The sequence below is a fragment of the Streptomyces hainanensis genome, from assembly GCF_004348415.1.
Taxonomy (GTDB): Bacteria; Actinomycetota; Actinomycetes; order Streptomycetales; family Streptomycetaceae; genus Streptomyces; species Streptomyces hainanensis.
Map to the genome: position 1 here is coordinate 1 of NZ_SMKI01000076.1, position 20,962 is coordinate 20,962.

At 69.2% G+C, this 20,962-nt stretch carries 19 protein-coding genes and 4 pseudogenes; 9 read left to right on the forward strand and 14 right to left on the reverse strand.

From position 1 onward, the window contains the following. The first annotated feature begins 46 nt into the window (after nucleotides 1-46). The gene (locus tag E1283_RS09695) at nucleotides 47-1,189 is read left to right on the forward strand and encodes an adenosine deaminase (protein ID WP_132817531.1); all 1,143 of its coding nucleotides are present in this window, start codon (nucleotides 47-49) and stop codon (nucleotides 1,187-1,189) included. A 173-nt stretch (nucleotides 1,190-1,362) separates the two neighbouring features. Next, nucleotides 1,363-1,764, forward strand: coding sequence for an ATP-binding protein (locus E1283_RS09700; RefSeq protein WP_132817532.1), 402 nt, complete (start codon nucleotides 1,363-1,365; stop codon nucleotides 1,762-1,764). A gap of 80 nt (nucleotides 1,765-1,844) precedes the next feature. Here the strand turns inward: E1283_RS09700 and E1283_RS09705 are convergent, their stop codons facing one another. From E1283_RS09705 to E1283_RS09720, 4 genes are all read right to left on the reverse strand, one after another. Next, on the reverse strand, nucleotides 1,845-2,375 hold the full coding sequence (locus tag E1283_RS09705) for a VanZ family protein (protein ID WP_132817533.1): 531 nt from the start codon (nucleotides 2,373-2,375) through the stop codon (nucleotides 1,845-1,847). Nucleotides 2,376-2,536: 161 nt separating this feature from the next. Continuing rightward, entirely contained in the window at nucleotides 2,537-3,115 is a 579-nt protein-coding gene (locus tag E1283_RS09710) for a hypothetical protein (protein WP_132817534.1), read from the reverse strand. A 77-nt stretch (nucleotides 3,116-3,192) separates the two neighbouring features. Beyond that, nucleotides 3,193-4,914, reverse strand: coding sequence for a sensor histidine kinase (locus tag E1283_RS09715; RefSeq protein WP_132817547.1), 1,722 nt, complete (start codon nucleotides 4,912-4,914; stop codon nucleotides 3,193-3,195). Further along, nucleotides 4,812-5,489 (reverse strand): response regulator transcription factor, encoded by a 678-nt coding sequence (locus tag E1283_RS09720; protein WP_207930350.1) that lies wholly within the window; start codon nucleotides 5,487-5,489, stop codon nucleotides 4,812-4,814. The genes E1283_RS09715 and E1283_RS09720 overlap by 103 nt, the downstream gene beginning before the upstream one ends. A gap of 386 nt (nucleotides 5,490-5,875) precedes the next feature. On the opposite strand from E1283_RS09720, the gene E1283_RS09725 reads away from it, so the two are divergent. Continuing rightward, nucleotides 5,876-6,499: a SigE family RNA polymerase sigma factor gene (locus tag E1283_RS09725; protein ID WP_425086149.1), complete on the forward strand. Its 624-nt coding sequence runs from the start codon at nucleotides 5,876-5,878 to the stop codon at nucleotides 6,497-6,499. Here E1283_RS09725 and E1283_RS09730 read toward each other — a convergent pair. From E1283_RS09730 to E1283_RS09745, 5 genes and pseudogenes are all read right to left on the reverse strand, one after another. After that, nucleotides 6,454-8,052 (reverse strand): annotated as a pseudogene (locus E1283_RS09730) (asparagine synthase-related protein); the annotation flags it as partial. The gene E1283_RS09725 and the pseudogene E1283_RS09730 overlap by 46 nt on opposite strands. 14 nt (nucleotides 8,053-8,066) lie before the next feature. After that, nucleotides 8,067-8,201, reverse strand: coding sequence for a lasso RiPP family leader peptide-containing protein (locus E1283_RS37130; RefSeq protein ID WP_243744722.1), 135 nt, complete (start codon nucleotides 8,199-8,201; stop codon nucleotides 8,067-8,069). Between the two features lie 406 nt (nucleotides 8,202-8,607). Beyond that, nucleotides 8,608-8,901 (reverse strand): hypothetical protein, encoded by a 294-nt coding sequence (locus E1283_RS09735; RefSeq protein WP_132817536.1) that lies wholly within the window; start codon nucleotides 8,899-8,901, stop codon nucleotides 8,608-8,610. Between the two features lie 854 nt (nucleotides 8,902-9,755). Beyond that, entirely contained in the window at nucleotides 9,756-10,160 is a 405-nt protein-coding gene (locus E1283_RS09740) for a PIN domain-containing protein (protein WP_132817537.1), read from the reverse strand. Beyond that, on the reverse strand, nucleotides 10,145-10,390 hold the full coding sequence (locus E1283_RS09745; protein ID WP_132817538.1) for a type II toxin-antitoxin system Phd/YefM family antitoxin: 246 nt from the start codon (nucleotides 10,388-10,390) through the stop codon (nucleotides 10,145-10,147). Before E1283_RS09745 ends, E1283_RS09740 begins: the two co-directional genes overlap by 16 nt. Nucleotides 10,391-11,038: 648 nt before the next feature. Between E1283_RS09745 and E1283_RS09750 the strand changes: the two genes are divergently transcribed. Both E1283_RS09750 and E1283_RS09755 read left to right on the forward strand, forming a co-directional pair. Further along, on the forward strand, nucleotides 11,039-12,229 hold the full coding sequence (locus E1283_RS09750; RefSeq protein WP_132817539.1) for a cytochrome P450: 1,191 nt from the start codon (nucleotides 11,039-11,041) through the stop codon (nucleotides 12,227-12,229). Between the two features lie 5 nt (nucleotides 12,230-12,234). After that, on the forward strand, nucleotides 12,235-12,456 hold the full coding sequence (locus tag E1283_RS09755) for a ferredoxin (RefSeq protein ID WP_132817540.1): 222 nt from the start codon (nucleotides 12,235-12,237) through the stop codon (nucleotides 12,454-12,456). Between the two features lie 317 nt (nucleotides 12,457-12,773). Here the strand turns inward: E1283_RS09755 and E1283_RS37135 are convergent, their stop codons facing one another. Both E1283_RS37135 and E1283_RS38645 read right to left on the reverse strand, forming a co-directional pair. After that, entirely contained in the window at nucleotides 12,774-12,932 is a 159-nt protein-coding gene (locus E1283_RS37135; RefSeq protein WP_165956064.1) for a hypothetical protein, read from the reverse strand. Nucleotides 12,933-13,105: 173 nt separating this feature from the next. Beyond that, nucleotides 13,106-13,261 (reverse strand): annotated as a pseudogene (locus tag E1283_RS38645) (zinc-dependent alcohol dehydrogenase); the annotation flags it as partial. Between E1283_RS38645 and E1283_RS37140 the strand changes: the two are divergent. Further along, nucleotides 13,202-13,351, forward strand: a complete 150-nt coding sequence (locus E1283_RS37140) for a hypothetical protein (protein ID WP_165956065.1) — start codon at nucleotides 13,202-13,204, stop codon at nucleotides 13,349-13,351. The pseudogene E1283_RS38645 and the gene E1283_RS37140 sit on opposite strands and share 60 nt — an antisense overlap. 388 nt (nucleotides 13,352-13,739) lie before the next feature. On the opposite strand, the gene E1283_RS09765 is transcribed toward E1283_RS37140, so the two are convergent. Continuing rightward, nucleotides 13,740-15,875, reverse strand: a complete 2,136-nt coding sequence (locus E1283_RS09765; RefSeq protein WP_132817541.1) for a coiled-coil domain-containing protein — start codon at nucleotides 15,873-15,875, stop codon at nucleotides 13,740-13,742. A gap of 781 nt (nucleotides 15,876-16,656) precedes the next feature. Between E1283_RS09765 and E1283_RS39830 the strand changes: the two are divergent. Then, nucleotides 16,657-17,043, forward strand: a pseudogene (locus tag E1283_RS39830) (transposase); the annotation flags it as partial. A 288-nt stretch (nucleotides 17,044-17,331) separates the two neighbouring features. Here the strand turns inward: E1283_RS39830 and E1283_RS09775 are convergent. Next, nucleotides 17,332-18,021 (reverse strand): hypothetical protein, encoded by a 690-nt coding sequence (locus E1283_RS09775; protein WP_132817543.1) that lies wholly within the window; start codon nucleotides 18,019-18,021, stop codon nucleotides 17,332-17,334. Nucleotides 18,022-18,158: 137 nt separating this feature from the next. Here E1283_RS09775 and E1283_RS09780 point away from each other — a divergent pair, with 137 nt between their 5' ends. Continuing rightward, nucleotides 18,159-18,773: a hypothetical protein gene (locus tag E1283_RS09780; RefSeq protein ID WP_132817544.1), complete on the forward strand. Its 615-nt coding sequence runs from the start codon at nucleotides 18,159-18,161 to the stop codon at nucleotides 18,771-18,773. 50 nt (nucleotides 18,774-18,823) lie between these two features. Continuing rightward, nucleotides 18,824-20,296: a hypothetical protein gene (locus E1283_RS09785; protein WP_132817545.1), complete on the forward strand. Its 1,473-nt coding sequence runs from the start codon at nucleotides 18,824-18,826 to the stop codon at nucleotides 20,294-20,296. A gap of 361 nt (nucleotides 20,297-20,657) precedes the next feature. Here E1283_RS09785 and E1283_RS09790 read toward each other — a convergent pair. Continuing rightward, nucleotides 20,658-20,962 (reverse strand): annotated as a pseudogene (locus tag E1283_RS09790) (IS481 family transposase); the annotation flags it as partial.

The window sequence follows — 20,962 nt, forward strand, 5'->3', positions numbered from 1 at the left end:
GGTGGGGCTCGCTGCGGTCCGGGGTCTACGCGCATAGGCTCTCGGCATGCAGACAGCGTTCAGTCAGAGCCCGCCGCCCGACGAGGAGCAGATCAGGCGCGCGCCGAAGGTGCTGCTCCACGACCATCTCGACGGCGGGCTGCGGCCCGCCACCATCGTCGAACTCGCCGCCGAGCAGGGGTACGACCGGCTGCCCGAGACCGAACCCGACCGGCTCCGGGCCTGGTTCCGGGAGGCCGCGGACTCCGGGTCGCTGGTCCGGTACCTGGAGACGTTCGCCCACACCTGCGCCGTCATGCAGACCAGGGAGGCCCTGGTCCGGGTCGCCGCCGAGTGCGTCCAGGACCTGGCGGCGGACGGCGTCGTCTACGCCGAGGTCCGGTACGCGCCCGAGCAGCACCTGGAGGCCGGGCTCACCCTGGAGGAGGTGGTCGAGGCCGTCAACGAGGGCTTCAGGGAAGGGGAACGGCTGGCCGCCGCCGAGGGGAACCGGATCCGCGTCGGGGCGCTGCTGACCGCCATGCGGCACGCGGCCCGCGCGCTGGAGATCGCCGAACTCGCCAACCGCTACCGGGACCTGGGCGTGGTCGGCTTCGACATCGCCGGCGCCGAGGCCGGCTTCCCGCCCACCAGGCACCTGGACGCGTTCGAGTTCCTCAAGCGGGAGAACAACCACTTCACCATCCACGCCGGCGAGGCGTTCGGGCTGCCCTCCATCTGGCAGGCGCTCCAGTGGTGCGGCGCCGACCGGCTCGGCCACGGGGTGCGGATCATCGACGACATCCAGGTCGCCGAGGACGGCTCGGTGAAGCTGGGCCGGCTCGCGGCGTACGTGCGCGACAAGCGGATCCCGTTGGAGCTCTGCCCGACGTCCAACCTCCAGACGGGGGCCGCCGCATCCTACGCCGACCATCCCATCGGTCTGCTCCGCCGGTTGGGTTTCCGGGCGACGGTCAACACCGACAACAGGTTGATGAGCGCAACCAGCATGACCCTCGAATTCACCCATCTGGTCCGGACATTCCGTTACACGTTGGACGATCTTCAGTGGTTCACGGTCAATGCGATGAAGTCCGCGTTCATTCCTTTCGATGAACGTCTCGCCATGATCAACGACGTGATCAAACCGGGTTACGCGGCGCTGCGTTCCGAATGGTTGTTCTCCAACTCGGCCGCCCTGTCGTCCTGACCTGCTGCGACGTGCGGACGGGTGTAATTCGGCGGCGCCCGGTACGACATGTGGGGCCGGCCGGGTTACGGGTAGCGGCGCGCATTTCGATTCATTGCGGGAGCGGCGTCGCAGTGGCTACCTTCACCTCGCCGCTGGAACCACCGCAACCCCACTCAAGGACGAGAACGCATATGAAGCAGTCAACCGTGAAGACCCTGGGTGCCGCCGCGCTCGGCGCCGCCATCGCCGCGTCCGCCGCCGGTGCCGCCACCGCCGCCAACCTCGAGAACCTGCAGTCGGCCGCCGGTGACGTGGTGCGCACCCTGCCCGCCGACAGCGCCACCGACGTGCTGCCCGACGGCGCGGGCAACGTGGTCGAGACCGGGACCCAGCTGCTCGACAACGGTTCCGAGGCCCTGCCGCTGGCCAGTGACACCCTCTCCCACACCAGCAGCTCCGACGACACCCTGGACTCGGTCCAGGGCCTGCTCGGCGGCATGCCCCTCGGCGACCCGAACTCCGTCGACCTCGGCGACGCCGGCGACGTGCTCGGTCCGGCCGGTGACCTGCTGGGCAGCGCGCACCTCCTCTGAGCCGCCGACCGTCGGCGCCCCGCCCCCCACGCCAGCGGGCCGCACCCCTCCGGGTGCGGCCCGCTTCGGCGTCCCGACGGTCAGGCGCGGGAGGAGACGACCAACTCGTGTTCGACGCGCGCCCGCCGCGGCGCCCAGGCGTCGCCGGGCCGCGCGGCCCGCGGCGCCGGCCGGGGGCCGGGCGCCGGCGCGGCGGGGCCGCGGAGCAGCCGGCGGCGCAGCGGGCCGTACCCCAGCTGGTGGGCGAGGGCGATGCCCAGCGCGTTGAGGATCACCGTGTCCACGTCGGGGGTCCTGCTGGGCACCAGCGACTGGCCGATCTCGATGGCCAGCGCGATCATCGCGCCGGCGAAGACGGTGCGGCACAGCGAGGCGAGACGGGTGCCGCCGAGCCGGTGGCCGAGCAGCGGCAGCAGCAGGCCGAGCGGGGCCAGGCGCAGCATCCCCGCGGAGATGGCGGGGACGGCCTCCTCGGGCCCGCTCCGCAGCAGGGCGCGGATGGTGGTGAGCGGCTCGACGTTGGTGGGCGAGACCCAGAGCACGGCGAGCGGCCGCAGCGACAGGTAGGCCGTCAGCGCCAGGTAGAGGGTGAGGAGGACAAGAGCCGTCATCCGGACGCGTGGGCTGACGCCGGGCCCGGACGAGCCCGCGGGACGTTGCTGCACGCAGAGCAGGACGCGATCACCGGGAACCCGGTTCCGCGCCCCCGGTGTGACGTGCGTCGTACGGCCGCACGGTCCACACGAGTCGCGCACACCGGGCGGCCCGGGCGTCAGTCGATCGAGGTCACCGGCGGGTCGAGGCCGGGGGCGCCGCCCCACATCGCCGTGGAGCAGCGGTACCGCTTGGGCTGCCCGCCGTGTGGCGAGTCGAGCGGGCCGCCGAGCATCACGGTGCCCCCGTCGCCGAGCTCGTCGCTGTGCGCGAAGGTGCAGACCAGCTGCCCGAGGGCCGCGGCCGGCAGGTCGCTCGGCCGCTTGTTGAGCCGCAGCGCCTCGGCCGGGTCGTTGGCGGCCGGACCCGTCACCGCGAGGTCGGAGGGCACCTCGCTGTCGAAGCCGGCGGCCCGCTCCTCCCGGCCGGGATCGGCCTGGAGTTCGGCGAGCAGCGCCTTGGCCACCTGGACCCGGTCCGAGGTGTCGGCCAGCAGCTCGATGTTGCGCTGCACCGGGTTCACCCGGGAGCCGCAGACCAGGTAGACGTCGGTGCGCAGGTCGGCCGGGCCCGCCTCGGCCGGCGCGTCGCACGTGGTGCGGGTGGGCGCGGGGCCGGCGTCCACCGGCACGTCGGTCGCGCGGATGCCGCAGCCGCCGGTCGCGAGCAGCGCGCCGAGCAGCACGGCGCGGATCACGACCGACCTGGGAGACCGCAGCGGGGATCGCGGGGGGGAGTGCGACGGGGACCGCCCCGCCGGCCTGGTGCTGCCCGTCACCTGATCTCCTCCCCCTCGCCGCCGCTCGCCGCCGTGGCCGCCGGTGGTTCCTCGGCCGACCGCGGCCCCGGCGTGCGCCCGGCCGCGGCGCCGTCCGCCGCCGGCCCCTCGGCGTCGCCCTCGTCGTCCGACCTGGCCCCGCGCGGCAGCCGCAGCGTGAACACGGCGCCGCCCTCGGCGGCGTTCCGCGCGCTGATCTCGCCGCCGTGCAGGTGGGCGTTCTCCAGGGCGATGGACAGGCCGAGGCCGCTGCCGTCGGAGCGCGGCCGGGAGGCGCTGGCCTTGTAGAAGCGGTCGAAGACGTGCGGGAGGACGTCCTCCGGGATGCCCGGGCCGCGGTCCGCGACCTCGAAGACCACGTAGCCCCGCTGGTCCGGCTCGTCCGTCGACTCCTCGGTGACCGTGACCCGGACCGGCGAGCCGCCGTGCTTGAGCGCGTTGCCGATGAGGTTGGCGAGGATCACGTCGAGCCGCCGCGGGTCCACCCGGGCCATGATGCCGCGCGGCGCCGCCACCTCGACGGCGTCCAGCCAGGCGCGGGCGTCGATGCAGGCGGTGACCTGGTCCGCGATGTCGACGTCGTCCACCACCATCCGGGCGGTGCGGGCGTCGAAGCGGGTGACCTCCATCAGGTTCTCGACCAGGTCGTTGAGGCGCCTGGTCTCGCTGACCACCAGCTGCACGGCCGGCGCGATCATGGGATCCAGGTTGTCGACCTCCTCCTCCAGGACCTCGGTCATCGCGGTGATCGCGGTCATCGGGGTGCGCAGCTCGTGCGACATGTCGGCGACGAACCTGCGGCTGGCCGCCTCCCGGTTGCTGAGGTCCTGCACCTGCCGCTCCAGGGACTCCGCCGCGCTGTTGAACGTCCGGGTGAGATGGGCGAGTTCGTCGGCGCCGCGCACCTCCAGGCGGGTGTCGAGCCGGCCTTCGCCGAGCCGCTGGGCGGCGTCGCTCAGCCGCTGCACGGGCCGCAGCACCGTGGTGGCGGCCGCTTGTGCCAGCAGCACCGAGCCGACGACGGCCAGCGCGGTCGCGGTGCCGAGCGACCAGGCGAGCGAGTCGAGGTCGTCGCGCTCCGGGGCGAGCGAGGTGAGCATGTAGGCGGTCGGGCCGTCCCCCAGAACCCGGGTGCCGGCGATCAGGAAGGGGTCGCCGTCGCGGGAGACGCGCTGCCAGTAGAGGTGGTAGGGCGCGTCCGGGGTGTCGTCGTCCCGCCGTTCGTGGACGGCCTCGATCAACGCGCGCGGCACCATGGTCAGCTTGAAGGCGAGCGGGTCGGACTCGACCTCGCATATCGGCCCGGCGCTCCGGTCGTCGACGAGCACCACCTGGTAGCTGATCGTGTTGTTCGCCACGGCCGCCGCCATGCCGCGCAGGTCGTCGCAGGTGGCGTTCTCCGGCAGGGCGCCCGCGGTGTCGCTGAGCGACTTGCGGAAGTCCTTGAGCGCCGCGTTCTGCGCCCGGGTGAGCACCGCGTCCCGGGTGAGCCAGTAGGCGATGCCCGAGACGGAGACCGCCGCCCCCAGGGCCACCAGTGCGAACACCGTGACCAGGCGCAGCCGCAGGCTGGGCAGCCTCCGGAGCCGGCGTGTCCAGCCGCTCACCCGTTCTCTCACGAAGGCGCGTCCAGCCGGTATCCCACGCCGCGCACGGTGCGGATCAGCTTGGGCGACGAGGGGACGTCCTCCACCTTGGCGCGGAGCCGCTGCACGCAGGCGTCCACCAGGCGCGAGTCGCCCAGGTAGTCGTGCTCCCAGACCAGCCGGAGCAACTGCTGTCTGGAGAGCGCCTGGCCGGGGCGGCGGCTCAGTTCGAGCAGCAGGCGCAGCTCGGTCGGGGTGAGCTGGAGGTCCTCGCCGTTCTTGGTGACCGTCATGGCCGCCCGGTCGATGACGATCGCACCGAACGTCGCCGAGTCGTTGGCCTCCCGTTCGCCGCGCCGCATCACCGCGCGGATGCGGGCGTCGAGCACCCGGCCCTGGACGGGTTTGACCACGTAGTCGTCGGCCCCGGACTCCAGGCCCACCACCACGTCGATGTCGTCGCTGCGCGCGGTCAGCAGGATGATCGGCAACTGGTCGGTGCGGCGGATGCGCCGACACACCTCGAAGCCGTCGATACCGGGCAGGTTCACGTCCAACACGATGAGATCCGGCCGCTGTTCGCGCAGGAGCTTCAGGCCGTCCTCACCCGTCGCGGCGGTCACCACACGATGCCCCTGACGAGTCAGACTCATCTCCAGGGCCGTGCGCACCGCCTCGTCGTCCTCGATCAGCAACAGGAAAGCCACCGGCACATTGTGTCGTATGGACCAGCGGGAGTTCGACTGCCCGCTATGCCCCGCTGATTATTTCCTGCTTGGATGCTGGTCCTATGCGCGCTCCCTGTGACACCGCTGTGACAGTTGGGGGACCCCCTGATGAAACTGGCCCGGCACTGTATTCACCAGGAAAGAGGAGCAGGACGGACAGACGAGGGGGAGCGGAGATGAGCGCAACGCACGGCGTCACCGAAACGACGGTGAGTGGGACGCGCACTTCCGCCGCTGTGGTTCCCGTCCGGTGTGGGGAGAAGTCCGGTGCCGCGAACAGGCTTGGGGGTCGACGCGGCATCGGGCGTCAGCAGCGACCGGCGCACCTCACCGCGGTGGTCGCTGAGGGGGATTTCCCCCGGGGGATGGGCGGTCGCGGCAGGGCCGTGCGGCGCGAGGGGGCCACGGAGGCGGAGTTCACCGCCTACGTGCGAGAGCGCCGCGCTTCCCTGTACGCGACGGCCTACCACCTGACCGGTGACCGTCACGAGGCCGAGGACCTGTTGCAGAGCGCGCTGCTCTCCACGTACCGCGCCTGGGACCGGATCAGCGACAAGGCGGCCGTTGGTGGATATCTACGGCGAACCATGACGAACCTGCACATCAGTGCATGGCGTCGGCGGAAGCTCAACGAGTACCCGACCGAGGAACTGCCCGAGGCGCCCGGGGAGCAGGACACGATGCGCGGCACCGAACTGCGCACCGTGCTCTGGCAGGCGCTGGCACGACTGCCCGAGCAGCAGCGCACGATGCTGGTGCTCCGCTACTACGAGGGGCGCACCGACCCCGAGATCGCCGACACGCTGAACATCAGCGTCGGCACCGTGAAGAGCAGCATCTGGCGCACCCTGCGCCGGCTGCGCGACGACGAGGCGCGGCGTTGGCGTAGGCCGGTGTGGACGTCGAGGGTGAACTCGCCCTTGGTGCGGCGGCCCAGGAAGACGTCGGGCACGATGGTGCGCATGGCCGCGGCGAGGAGGGGCTTGTAGACGAACGGGCTGGTGCGTTCGTGCAGCCGCACGGCCAGGCAGGCGTCGATGACCTGGTCGTCGAGGTAGGGGAAGTGGGTGGGCGTGCCGGCGTCGGCCGTGATGCCGGCGAGGTGGCGGGCGATGCGGGCGGCGGAGCGGATCACCATCAGCACGGTGTGCTGGCCGCGCGAGCCGGCCAGCGGCCGGGCGTCGGGGGCGGCGTCGCGGATCAGGCCGCGGACGGTGGCGACGGCCTGGTCACTGGCCCACGGCGGCATGCCAGGCCGCAACTGCCAGCCCATTGCCGGGCGGCCGCTGTGCTGCCACAGCGGGGGCAGATCACCTGCGGTCGCGGCCAGCCATCGCGGGTAGGTGCGGGAGTCGGCCAGGGCCCGCACCATCGGGACCACCTGCCAGCGGCGGTGGGCGGCCAGGGCCCGCAGATGACGCATCGCCACGGTGGGCGCGGTGCGGACGGCGGTGTGCAGGTAGGAGGGGAATCCCTGGACCACCTGGTCGGCCGCCTCGCCGCACAGATGCAGGCGCGAGCCGGCGGCGGCCATCCGGCGGGCCAGATCCGTGGCATAGACGGCGGCACGAGCGCCGCGCACTGGCTCGTCGGCGTCATGGCCGAAGGCGAGCATGCCGGCGAAGAACGGCGGCAGGTCGGCGCAGTCCATCAACAGATGCTCGGCACGGGGCAGGTGGGCGGGGACCTGCCGTGCCCAGGCGGCGTCGCCGTGGGAGCTGTCGCCTCCGGTGCGCGTGCAGGTGAGCAGGCGAGCGTGGCCGCCGGCGGCCAGGAAGCACAGGGAGGTGGAGTCCATCCCGCCAGACAGGTCCGCGCTGATGGTCCCGCCGCCGGCAGTGCGGGCCGCGACCGCCGCGCCCAGCGCGGCGCGCACCGAGTGGGCGCCGCGCGCCAGCGGGAGTTCGGGCTCGGGCGTCGTCCACCACTGCCGGCACCGGGCGGAGCCGTCCTGGTCAAGGCGCAGCCACCAGCCGTCGCCGACCGCATGGACGCCCCGCCACACGGAACGCTCCTCCAAGGGGTGCGGCACCGCCGGCTCCAGCAGCCTCAGCGCGAGCGCCTCCTCGTCAAGACCCGCGCCCATCGCGGTGGCCAGTACGTCGGAGCGGTCGCAGGCCAGCGTCACACCACCGACCCGGGCGTGGAAGATCCGACGCAGCCCGGAGGCAGTGCCCTGGGCGCGCACCCGCCCGTCCACCGAAGCCAGCAGGTGAACACTGCCGGGGATCGCGCCCGGCAGCCGGTCCAGGTCCTCGAGGCATCGGACGCGGCCAGCCAACTCGGCCAGCCGTCCCTGGCTCGGCGGACAGTCCCCCCACACGGCCAGCCGGACCGGGCCCGCCTCCGCGACGACGCCCCTCCGTCGGCTGCCACGCCCACCCGCGCCGCCGGGCTCGACCAGCCAGGGCCGACCCGAAGCGTGAGACGCGGACACGACTTGACGCGGTGCCACCGAGGCGATCGCGGCCCAGGCCGCGTCGCAGTCCGGCAGCACCGCGAACCAGTCACGGCCATGACCCGACTCTTCTCCGTGTGCCATGGCGCGACGCCGGCTCAGGCGTAGGAGTCGAAGAAGTCGTTGCGGTCGATCCCGCCCGCGGCGGTCAGCTCGCTGAACGACCCCACCTCCACCAGCATCGGCTGCTCGTAGGGCTCCTTGACCACCGACTCCGTCATGGGCTCTTCCATCAGGGACCTCCATCCAGTTCACCGCAGGCTTCGGTAGCGCGGTCTCACCCACAGCCTGTGGCCGGCATATCGGACCTTCAAATGCAAAGCCGCCCAGATGCCACATATTCGGCCGGTGGAAGTAAGCGGCCGGCGGATGACGAGGACCGGGGCGCTCACCGTGCGCGCGATCCGTTATCGCGTTGATTCGCTTGACACCAGCCGGCTTGCGCGGCCGCCCCCCACGGCGAGCACGATGGGTCCGAGTGCCCGGTCAGCACCAGCGGGTCAGCTCCGTGCGAGGCCGTAGCGACACGACCCCTATCCCCTCACACGGCAATGGCGCTCTTCTCAGCCCAAGCGGACTGTGAAGAGCGCCGTTACGCGCTTTTGCGAAGGCGCCGGTGGCGCCTCGCGGGTTGGACGCCTACGCCACGAAGACGCTCACTCCGAACTCCCGTGTGGTTTGGCCGCCCGGGGGAACAACCGCGATCACGTTCCTGGTGCAGTTGGCACCGTCGTAGACGAGGGCGAACTCATTGGTTCGGTTAAAGAGGATGAGCGGACTGATGGAGGCGTTGACACAGCCACTCGGGTTCTCGACAACCTGACCACCTCCGAAGACGAGCTCTCCGTGAGCGGCGGCGGCGGGAGTGGCCAAGGTGAGAGCGGTGATCCCGGCCGTGGCGACTGCCACGAGCGCGGTTACGACGCGTCGCATGGGGGACTCCTTGTGCGGGTGTGGGCCTTGCGGGCCGTTCACCTCCATGCTTGGCCGCCTGCCATGGCGGCGGCAGGTGGCATGGGCAGGCGTCAGCCGCACTCATCAGGTGCGAACTCCCACCTTCACGGCTCGGGCCATCCGAAGCACGCCCATACCGACTACGCGTTCCGACCTCCTCCGCTCCGCCCGGGAGTGCGCAACAGAGGCCTGGCCTGGTGGGCTCGGTGGTTCTTCGCGCGGCGCTTTGCCGATCGGCATATCCGGACTGCGGTGCCCGGTTTGGAGCGAATCCCACCACGCCCTTGGGCTCATTCATCCAGGGAACAACTCGTCTCCTCATGCCGCTGGCGCGCCTGTATGGCCAGAGGGGTGTGCGACGGAGGGAGCCAGGCAGATGAGCGTTTGAGCAGTGACATGGCGAGGGGCTGTCGTGGCTGTTCGTGGAGGTACGCGCTCGTCCCGTGTCTGAGGGTTGTCAACTGCGCTGAGCTCTCCCGCCGGCGGTAGATGTGAACTCGTCGACCGAGGAACTGAGACTCGCCTTGGGGCTCAAGCGTCCCGACCTGTGGGGTATTTATGGGACAGCGGGCGCTAAGAGCCGGGAAGTTCCTGGTCAGGGGCTTATGCCGGGGAGACTGTAAATCTGCCGGCTCAGCCTACCCAGGTTCGAACCCTGGCGCCGCCACCCCAGCGATACGGCCTCTGACCTGCGGCAACGCGGATCAGGGGCCCTTCCGCTTCTCTAACTCGCGGAATTTTGGTGAGAGTTGATCCGACTTGACGTGCCGTCGCTTGTCGTACGTCGTCTCGGGCCGGTCGGTTCGCGTTCCCCTGGCGTTCCCGGGAGGGGTTCACCCGAGGACTGTGGCGTGTACGCCTGGTAGGCCGTCGAAGGCGGCCTTGTCGTCGGTGGTGAGCAGGGTGCGGGCGGTCGCGGCGGCGGTCGCGGCGATGATGAGGTCGTGGGCTCCCCGTGGTTTGCCTTGGCGGCGGACGTGGGCGAGGAGGCGGGCGTGGATGACGGCGATGTCCGTGGTGTAGTCCTCGACGGGGATGAGGGCGCGTACTCCGTCGACGAACGCTTGGCGGCGTTCTCGCCGGGTGCCGTCCGCCAGCTCTACTCCGAACTGCAGTTCCGCGAGGGTCACGGCCGCGATGGTGACGTCGTCCTCGTCGTCGAGCAGCTGGGTGAGCCCGGCGCCGCCGCGCTCAGCCCGGATGACGACGCCGGTGTCCAGGATCAGTCGTCGTGCCATGTCGCGCTCATCTCGTCGGTCACGCTCTCCCGGGCCGCGGTCACGTCGTCGGCGAAGTCCTCGTCGACGGGGTGGGTGGCCAGGAACTCCTTGATCGCGGCTCCGTTGCCGGCGTGCGCCGGGGAGAGAGTGGCCAGGCGGCGCCCGCCGCGGGTGATCACGATCGTTTCCCCATGCTCGGCGCGGTCGAGCACGGAGGCGAAGTTGCGTGCGACTTCTGTCGCCGTCATCGTCCTCATGGAATCAGAGTATCTGATTCCATGAGGTCATGTGGGATCCCTCTGCCCACTCGGGCTCGCAGATGAAGGCCGAACAAGGACCAGAACGTCGTAGATGCCCAGAACCACCAGCCCGCCGGCGCCTGCATCGCTTCTCCGGAACAACTGTCAGATGAATTTGCCCACTTTGGCACCGGGTGGCGCGAAGCGTGGACAACACTCGCTGCCCCCAGTGCGAGAGCTCTACCAGCCGGTGGCGACGACGGTGCGTGGGCGATGTGCGCTCGCGGCGGCGGGGGTGGGCGGCAAGACCATGTGGCGGAAGGTGGCCGTTTGCCTCTCGGCTCGTGACAGAGGGGCGATGGCTGAATGCCCACGCTAGGGAGGGGGATGTCTGAGGTATTTGATGAAGCGGGTCACCGCGGGAGGCCGGGCCGCTGACCGGTCTGGCTCACGCGGTGGTTGCCCAGCGTGGTCGGAGGCAGGAGGCCTGGGACGGGCAGTGTGCGGTGGTGAGGAACATGATGGCCGACCAGGCCGGTCTACGACTGCGGGACCGCTGGGGCTCCTGGTCCCGCACCCCCCTCACGGACGACAGCGTCTATCACGTCTCCGTGTACGAACGCCCCTGACCGCCTGACCGCATCGACGGGAGATCCCATGGCCGACCGCCCCGAGCCCGTCCTGAGCTTCCCCTTCCCCCACGACGAAGGGCTCGACCCCATCGCCCTGTTCACCGAGCTCCGCCGCGACGAGCCGGTGTCCCCGATTCGGTTGCCCAGCGGCGACGGCGCCTGGCTGGTCATCCGGTACGCCGACGTCCGCACTGTGCTCGCCGACCGCCGCTTCAGCCGCCGCCGCGCCACCCGCGGCAGCGGCCCTCGCGTCAACCAGACCACGACTCTCCCCGACTCGATCCTGGCCGCCGACCCACCGGACCACACCAGGCTCAGAAAACTCGTCGCACCCGCCTTCACCGCTCGCCGAGCGGAGACGATGCGGCGCGACATCACACGGCTGGTCGACGACCTCCTGGCCGGGCTGACCAGCCAACCGTCCCCGGCCGACCTGGTCCCCGCCCTCACCCGGCCCCTGCCGCTCACCGTCATCTGCGACCTGCTGGGTACCCCGCGCGCCGACGCCCCTCGCCTCGACGCCTGGGACGACGCCCTCCGCAGCGTCACCGCCCTCTCCGACGCCGAGGTCGACGCCGCCGTCGAAGACATGCTGGACTACCTGCGCAGGCTGATCGCCGCCAAGCGCGCCCATCCCGCCGACGACATGCTCAGCGCCCTGATCGCCGCCCGCGACGGCCGCGACGCCCTCACCGAGCCCGAACTGCTCTCGTTCTGCGTGGTACTCCTGGCCGGCGGCTACGGCACCACCGCCGACCGGCTCGCCGGCATGGTCCACCTGCTCCTCGACCGCCCCGAACGCTACGCCGCGCTACGCCGGTCACCGGACCTGATCCCCGCGGCCATCGAGGAACTCCTGCGCTACGCGCAGACGACCGTGGGCGGCAACCTCCGGGTCGCGACCGAGGACGTGACCCTGGGCGGCGTCACGATCCGGGCGGGCGAGGCGGTGATGGCGGTCATGTCCTCCGCCAACCACGACGAGACGGTGTTCGCCGAGCCCGAGATCCTCGACCTGACCCGAACGACGCACGGCCACCTCGCCTTCGGCCACGGCGCCCACCACTGCGTCGGCGCGCCACTCGCCCGCGTCCAACTCCAGGAAGCCCTCGCCGGCCTGATCAGACACCTACCAACCCTCCACGCCGCCGGCCCACCCACCTGGACCTCCGGCCTGATCACCCGAGCACCACGCACCCTCCCCGTGGGGTGGTGAACGCCATGACGGCCCGCCTCGCCATCGACACCGGCAGATGCATCGGCACCAGCCTGTGCGCGGCCACCGCCCCCCCCCACCACGTCGCCCTCGGCACCGACGAGCGCGCCCACCTCCTGCCGAACGCGCCGGTCCTCGGCCAAGAGGCCCTGGACGCCATCGACCTCTGCCCCGTCGAGGCCATCCACCTCCTCCCCGCCGATTCGACAACAGAGGAGCGACCGTAGCCGGCCCGTGCGCCGCCGGCTGGTCAAGTGCCGCCTTCACCGCTCAGCACACCACGGGCCCGCGCCACGGGATCACGGCCCACGCGCGCCAGCTCATCAACGACCCACGGGAACCCGCTGATTTCGTCACCCAACCGCTGTCGGCCTCCGCAGACCGGCTGCGGCCCTCCGCCGGAAGGCCGCGGCAGGGGGGCCTTATCGATGGGCTTGGGCCAGCGCCTCGAACGACGCCTGTACTCCGTTGAGCTGGGTCAGCACGAGTTGGACCCAGCTGTCGCCGGGCAGTATCGCGGCGTGCGGGGCGATGGTGCCGGTGATCAGGCGGCGATCTCGGTGAGCCTGCGGCGGAAGATGGCCAGTTCATAGGCTTCCAGTACATCGGCGTCTTCGCAGTACTGGTAGCCGTCGGCGTGGGTCCAGATCAGTGGGGGAAGGCCTTCGGCGGTGGAGATGGCTCGCTTGAGGGGGCCGTGCACGGTTACTCACCCCCCAGGAGACGGGCCCGTTCCTCGTCGGTGTCGATGGCGGTCTCGATCCAGTCGCAGGTGGCAGACCGGACCCGACTGCGGCCTGCCGCTGATATGGATTCGTCCCTCACCACCCTCAAGGGGAATCGCGCAGGAGAGGGCAGTCAAGGGCGAGCCGTTCGTCAGTGTTCGGCCTGGGGTGGGTGGGTGTCGCGGACGAAGACGGGCTTGAGGTGGTTCTCGGGCAGGGCGTCGGGGAGTTGTTCCCAGTCGAGGACGTGGGAGACGACGCGTTCGGGGGCGACGGCGCCCGAGGCGGCCAGGTCGAGCGAAACTGGGTGGAGCGCAACGCCTTCCAGCGACTCTCCTACTTCGTCGCAGCTCGGCTGGTGCTCCTCACGGGGCTCGGCATGTCGCCGGCCCTGTGATGCCCTGGACCATGCGGAGCGTACGCTCGACCAATTCCACGATCTCATCGCTCACCTCGCAGCCGAGCGCTATCGCGGAACAGCAGCCCGGCGATCACGATCCTGGAAGCTCGTCCGGAGGCGCGACGCTCACCGGTGCGTCCCGGCGGGACGAGTGGCTGGGCAGCGGAGCCTGTCCAACCGATGTGCCGATCGTTCCCGGCGCAGAGGAACAGTCCAGACAAGCCGTGAGTCGCGGTCAGCCTCGTGAGCCGGTCAACGATCGGCGAGTGCGTTGCGGTGGGATCCGGCGCGGTCGGTTGGTAGAGTAGGACACACCACCCCCAACTGGCCGGTTCGAACCACCGCGACACTCCGTTGACAGTTAAGCCGCTGACGGTAGTGGCGGTCACCGGTTCTCCCTAACCGGGTCTTTCCAGAACGCAGGGGTCCACCACCCTGGGTGGTGCTTCCGCCGTATTCGTCTCAACTCCGCTGCGAACGCGTCGGCCATGGGGTTATGTGGAGCCATGACCATGTACTCCAGGGCGCTGGAGTAGGAGAACATCCCCTCAGCTTCGAGCCCCATGCACAGATTGATGAGGTCAGCCACACCTTGTGAATCGGTAGCGCACCGCAGCAGACGCGTATTGATGCGATCGGCGCTGGGGTTGATGGTGCCGTCGATGCGGAGCATCTGCTTCATGAGCGTGATCGCGTCCAGCGCGGGACGGGTCATGATGGGAAGCAGCACGGCATTCAACTCGCTGCTAAGGCCTGCCGCGTCCATCGCCAGAATGAAAGGGGCCAGTGCTGATACGCCTTGGCGTTGCGCGTGGTTTCGCAGGGTCTCGGCACTCAAGCAGGGGTGCCCGGCCGCAACCAGATGCAACAAGAAGGCCGCGGCGTGGCCTGTTGGGCGCTCCTCGACAGTGCACCAGAAGACCGCGTCGGCGTGTACCGTCAGCCGACAGTCGTGAAGAGCGGTCAGCATCTGCACTGCTTCTTGCGCCCTGCAGACACGAGTAGCGGCACCAAGGTGACCGACGGCGCCGTCCCAGGGGTCGCGCTCATCGAGACACCCGATCAACTGCGTGATAGATGGAGCGGGCAGCGCTCTGACGGCCATCACAAGGACATCCGAGGCGTGATCTGTCAGCCCGGCAGTCCGGAGGTCCACGATCAGCGCTGCTATTTCCCAAACTGGCCGTTGGATCGCTTGCGCGAGGATGGCCGCAGCCGAGCTGTGCATACTGGCCGTATGCATCGCCGAGACGAGAGTGACCAGGTAACCGGTGCTCCGTTCTTGGGCGTTCCAGAAGATGCTGTGAGCCTCGGGGGCCAGTTCGGCGCAGAGGAGCGCATCGATCAGGCCAGCCACATCCGAAGCGGGCCGCTCGGCTGCGGCCACTCTTTGCAGCGTGGTTGCGTTGCGACGAAGCCCTGCCCGATGCAAGTCGATGATGAGGTCGACCAGCTCGGGGAATAGGCGCTCACGTGCCACGACGGTCACTGCAGTGTTGATCAATTCCTCGGGGACTCGATCGATCAGGTGCAAGAGCACTGCTGTGACTTCGGATACCTCCCTCACGGTGGCCGCGGCCCCCAGGAGCACGACCGCCTGATCCGTGAGACCAGCCACGCACAGCGACTTGACCATGACAGCTATGTCCTCTGGTGCGTGGAGTCGCACCGACGCCTGAAGTAACGCCGCCACTGGTTCCTCGAGACTGCCCGCCACGAGGTGTTTTAGGAGGGCGGCCGTGTCCACTGCGGGCCGACTGATCACCATGGCCGGCACGGCGGCCTCAGCATGTGAGTGCAGACCTTCTTTGTACAAGCTCGCCAGTAGTGATCCTACTTCGGCCACATCGCGTTGTTGGCTCACGGATGTCACCAACTCGGTGGCCATCTCCCGCCATGTCTGCGTCTCCAGGTCTCCCACAAGAGCGACCAACTCGGGCACGGTCGCAGTGCGGTTCGTAGCCTCTAGAACGTCCATGAGCGAGAACTGCCGGCCATGCTCTGGATGCGACTCCTGAGCGGATTCGAGTTCGTTCTCCAGAGCGCGACAGTGCTCCTCTGCAGCTATGAGTTCAGCCCTTGCGACTGCGAGCGCCTCCTGGAGATGCAAGATTTCTTCCTGAAGTTTTTCACGCTCAGACTTAAGCTTCTCGTACTCGCCCCGCCAGACGATGACTTCCGCTTGATGTGCGCGCTTTTGTAGCTCCAGGTTTTTTTCTAGCTTGTGGCATCGGGTTTTTGCGACCACCAACTGGCGCCTTCGGTCATGCAGTGCTTCGGTTAGAGCCTTTTCTCGAGTTTTGATGCGCCGGGTCTCTTCGTCTGCAAGAGCGAGGCGCTCTTGGAGGGCGTGGATCTCGTGGGATCGCGTGTTTGTTTGTTGAGCTTCTTCGAGCAGGCGACGAAGCGCCTCCTCGATCTCCGATTTGACTGGTTTGCCCTCTTCTTCGGCGATGTCCTCGATGATGTGCGCTATGAAGCTCCACGGAGGTAGGCGGTCGCCATTGAGGTAGCGCGTCACGGTGCTTGCGTTCAGGTGGTGGCGCGCCGAGTATCTACGCACGCTCACATTCAGCCTGCTGAAGAGTTTGCGTAGGTCTTCGGCGAGGGCTCGTCTCTCAGGGGCCAGGTCATCCTTGAGTGGTGCCAAGCCTGTCGTGGGGGTGTGTTTCATGTTCTTCCCGGGGTCATGGACTCTTGACCCCATTGTGCCTGGTCGTATCCTGTGCTCCCGGCCATTGCTTGCGTTGCCGCCGAAACTGGCAACGCTACGTCAGTGTTTCCAGAGAGATGGCAGCTCGTTTCCGGCATGGCAACACCTGCTCATCAGACATGATGTTCTCATGTCGTGGAAATCCAAGAGGAAGGCGCATCGTGCCGAAGGGGAAGGAGCGTCCGACGCAACGGAAGAGGCTATGCCTCGGGTTTCGCGGCTCTGGACGCTTGCGTTACGACACGTCATCATCGGGGTGGCCAGAGCCATCGGTTCTTTGCTGGTTGCCTGGCTAATCACCTGGCTGGAGGGCAGATAATCCGTGAGCGTGCCGAGGTAAAAGCTCCCGTCATCCAGGGGTGCCTGGATGACGGGAGTGTCTGACGGCGACCGCCGCAGCGGGGGGATTGGAGCGCGGCATCAAAGGTCTCGCGTCGCCTCATAGCGCTCGCCCCCCATACGTGCCCCTGGGGAAAAGGTCTCTGCTTAAAAGTAGCTGATGGATCGGTCGTTTGTTGATTTGGTATTGGCTATCGGGGTGGGTGATCGGACGAATAGCAGGCGTTGAGCGAGCCGTCGGGGTGGGAGGCGGACCGATCATCGGATGGTCATCGACGTGATCACCTGGCGCTTCCGGGGCAACAATTCATGGCCTGATCCGCCCGTATGCTTCGGCCCGTGGCAGACGGTCTGCCACCGGTTCGTCGCGTGTTCCCAAGGCGGCACTTGTCGCCGCCTCCTGACCGAACTCCGGGTCCGCGCGGACACGACGGCGATCTGGACTGGCTGGTGGGCGTGGACTCCACCGTCGTGCGCGCTCACAGCGCGCCACCGGGCCCGCACAGAAGACGGGTCCGTGGCAAATTCAGATTTTTGTCCAAAATGCTTAAACAAGTTGATCAGTCAGGTGCTGCGCCGGGAGGAGGCCCCCAGTCGACCACTCGCAGCCCGGAGTTCAACAACTGTTCCTCGGTAACGTCCAGTTGCTGTATCGGGGTTCTTCCGTGACGTTCGAGCCAGCGCTGTCTGCGGATGTGCTCGCGGGGGGTGAGGGTGTTCCAGTCGTCGTGGTGAAGTCCTGCTTTTCCGGTACACCCGGCTTCGTGTGCTGCCTGTTGTACGAATGCGAATTCTCCTGGACTGCTGGACAGGGTGACGAGCGCCCAGGCTGTGACGTAGTCGAGGGACGGGCCGTGCTGGCGCATGAGGCGGTGGGTGCGCCACTGGCGCAGTGGAGCGAGTAGCCAGCGTCGAGCACGTAAGTTCATGCCGTGTCAGCTCCGGGTTCGGTGGGGCGAGTGGACATCCAACGGGCTGCGGCGTTCTGTAGGTCGGTGCTGCCGAGCGCGTGCAGGGTCCGGGTGAGGGCGCGGAGGAACACCTCGCGTTGCTGCGGGGTGCGCATCTCGACCAGTAACTGATCGACGAAACGGGCTACTTCGTTCCGCATGGTGTCGCGTGCGGAATCGCGTGGCGGGGTGATTCCCGCGACCGCGGCCTTCACCTGGTCGAGCTCGGCGAGCCGGTCCGCATACTGGTCGATCCACCAGACGGTGCACTGTTCAGGGTCGGACAGGATGGCTCGGAGGAAGGCGATGCGACGGTGTAACTCCTCTCGTTCCAGGTCTTCTTGTCGTGTGCGTCGGAGGTGTTCCTCGGCGAGAGCGATGTCGGTTTCCGACACCGTCAAGCAGGCCGTGCCGTGCACGGTGAGCCCGGGCTCGGGGGAGAGCGGGCGGGCGATGACAGCGTTCACCGCATCCTCTGCGGCAGTGATCTCCAGGACGCTGTGGCGCTTGAGGGCTCGAGCCGCTTGCTCACGCAGGTGTTCTCGTGCGAGCGAGAGCGGCGCGTGGCGCTGGGACGGGGGTCCGTCGTCCGGCCGCCAGGTGCCGTCGATGGAAACGGTGAAGTGAAGGCTCGGCACGCGACTGGGCATGCGCTCGTCACTCATGCTGAAGTCGGTTCCCGCTTCGCCGGTGGCCGGGGCCGTCACCGTGTCGTGCGCGGACGGGGACGGCCCCGGGACTCTGCGGCGCCAGGCGAACAGGCTCATACGGCGGGCTCGGTCAGCACCCCTTCGTCCGCGACTTGCGCGGGCTGCCGCGCGGCTTCCCGCGCAGCGAGGAAGGCGCCGTGGAGGCCGGTGCCTCCTTCGCCTCCTCGTTGTTCGCGCTGCACCGCATGTCGTCCGGCGACCGGCGGGACTACGTCCAGGACGCCATGACGAATCCGCCGTCGAAGCGGCGGCTGGACACCGACGCCGTCGCGTTCCGCGCGCGACACGGTCTTACGGAGACAGGACACGTCCTGAACGGGAACGGCGACGTCATCGAGGGGACGAGGTTCCTCTCCGAATGCCATCCGACGCTCGGCGCCTACCGCGTCGAGGACTCCACCGCGGACCGGTTCGAGGTGGACTACTGGATGCCGTGCCTGCTGGGCACCGTGAACCAGGACGGTCGAGCCATCCATGTGCAGACCCGATGGCAGATGGGGCGGATGGCCCTGAACTGGCACGACGGGGACTGGCGCGTCGACCAGTTGACGCGTGGGCCGTTCGACGAGCCCGTCACGCCGCCCGACGAGGGCACCATCGTCACCTCGCTGTCCCAGCGCGCCGCCCTCCTGGGCGCGGGCTGGCTGACCTTCGCCGACGCCCGCGAGAGCAGCCCGGACGAAGCCCAGCCGGAAGACGCGGGATGAACGGGCCGCTGGCCGTGCCCGTTTGGCGACGATGGACTGTCGGCCTCCTGATGTCGCTGCTGCTGTCCCTGTCCCTGTCCCTGTGCTTCGCCGAGACGGCCGCCGCTGCCGACGACGGCAGCGGGTGCGAGGATGCGCTGCTCGGGGAGTGGGCCTGCGAGAGGCTGAACGACATCCCCGGCGTCAACAGCGTCTACGAGTACCTGGGTGACGTTCATCGGGACAAGGTCGAGCAGGTCACGGGGAGCCTCGACGACATCGTGCCGGAGAACTTCATCGAGGAGTGGGTGACGGGGATGGCCGAGTCGACGGTCACCCTGCTCGCCTACATCCAGGAGTTGGGCGAGCGGGTGACCACGCCGGCGTTCGACCAGCGCTGGTGGGCCTCCCAGTACGCCAGCAGCTTCGGCCTCTCGCTGATCCTGCTCACGCTCCTGCTCGTCTGGCTCACCGCCCAGTGCGCCGCAGCGGGCGCGTCCGCCTCCGGTGTCGACCTGTTGCGGCAGTCGGGCTGGCGCCTGGTGTTCGTCGTGCCGCTGATCTCCGCCGGGCCCGTGGTCCTGCTGGAACTCCAACTGATGGCCAACGAGTTGGCGCGTGTCTTCGCCGACGAGGGCACGGCGCACGCGGGAAGCGCGGTCGAGCAGCTCATGCAGCTGATCGTCGACACCGCCGGTGACTGGGGCGTCTTCGGCGGCAGCGTGCTCGCCCTCATCCTGTTCCTCGCCATTCTCTGCCTGGGGGTGGTGACGCTGATCGAGATGGCCATCGCCCAGTGGGGCCTGCACCTTGGTGCGTTGCTGGTTCCGCTCGTGCTGGTCGCCTGGGTGTACCCGCCGTGGTCGGCCGCGTTGCGGCGCCTGGCGGGACTTCTCGGCGGCCTGATGCTGTTGCCCGCCTTCATCTACTTCTTCTTCAACACCCTGTGGACCGCGTTCGACGGGTTGATGCGTGACCGGCCCGAGGACGACGGCCTGGCCATTCTGCTGTTCCTGCTCGTGGGGCTGTTCATGATCGACAGCTTTCCGGCGGTCGCGATGTGGTTGATGTCGATGGGCGCTTCGGGAGCCACGGGCATGGACCCGCAGGTGCGCGGGGCCGTCGACCACCCGTCCGGCGGGGAGATGATGGCCGGCGTCACGGACCGGTTCGAGGCCCGCATGAGCCGGCTCGGATCCTCGAAGTCGAGCGGCGGTGGCGGTTCTTCGCCGGATGGTGGCTCGGCCGACGACGACCAGGACGACCAGCCTGACGCCGACGGCGCCTCCTCACAGGGCGGCCACGGGGCTGTCGACTCCGCCCAAACCGCCGCGGCCGCAGGGGCGAGCGGCGGAGCGACCGCGACCGCCGCCGCGACGCACGAAGCCACCGAGCACGACGGCGACGACGCCCCGGACACGCCCGGCCCGAGCGGCGGCGACCCCGGCACGTCGAGCAGCACGGGCCCCGAACCACCACCGGCCCGTCAGCCCGAGGCCGACGACGGCCCGGAGCCCGCAGAACAGCAGGAGGACAACTCGTGACCAGCGCTGAACGCGCCTATGTGCTGGGCGGCGAAACACGCCACCGCTCCCTCTTCGGTGCCGTCACGCCGCTCCAACTCACCGTCCTCGCGCTCTACCTCCTGGTCTGGCTGCTGCTGCTCGTCGCCACCCGATCCCCGGTCGCCCTGGTCCTCGGCCTGGTGGGTGGCGCGGCGGGCTGGCTGACGGCCCGCCGGCCGCGAGACGGTCGCGCCAGGCGACGGTGTCGGGGACGGGCTCGGGTTCGGGGTCGTAGGAAGCGGCCCAGCCGAGGTCGGCGTTCGCGTCGCGACGAGCTTGTTCAGCGAGCACGGTGGAGCGTTCGCGGAGCTGCCGGGCCAGGGCGTGTGCGTACTCTCGACGGTCGTCCTGGTGGTCGTCGTCCGGGAGTCGAAGTCCGACGGCCTTGAGCACGTCGGTGGGATCGGCCACCGGGTCCGTCTCGTAGCTGGTCGCGGAGGACGCGTTCGACGGTGATCCCGACGCTGGTGAAGAACGCTTGGGCGCGGGTCCAGAAGGCGGTGGCGGTCTCCTTGCGTTCGTCCGTCAGGATTTCGCTGTAGGCGAGGCGGGAGTGGTCGTCGACGGCGGTGTGGAGGTAGCTGTAGCCGGCGGCGGCGCGGGTCTTTCGTCCGGCGGCCCGGCCGAGGACCTTGTGGCCGCCGC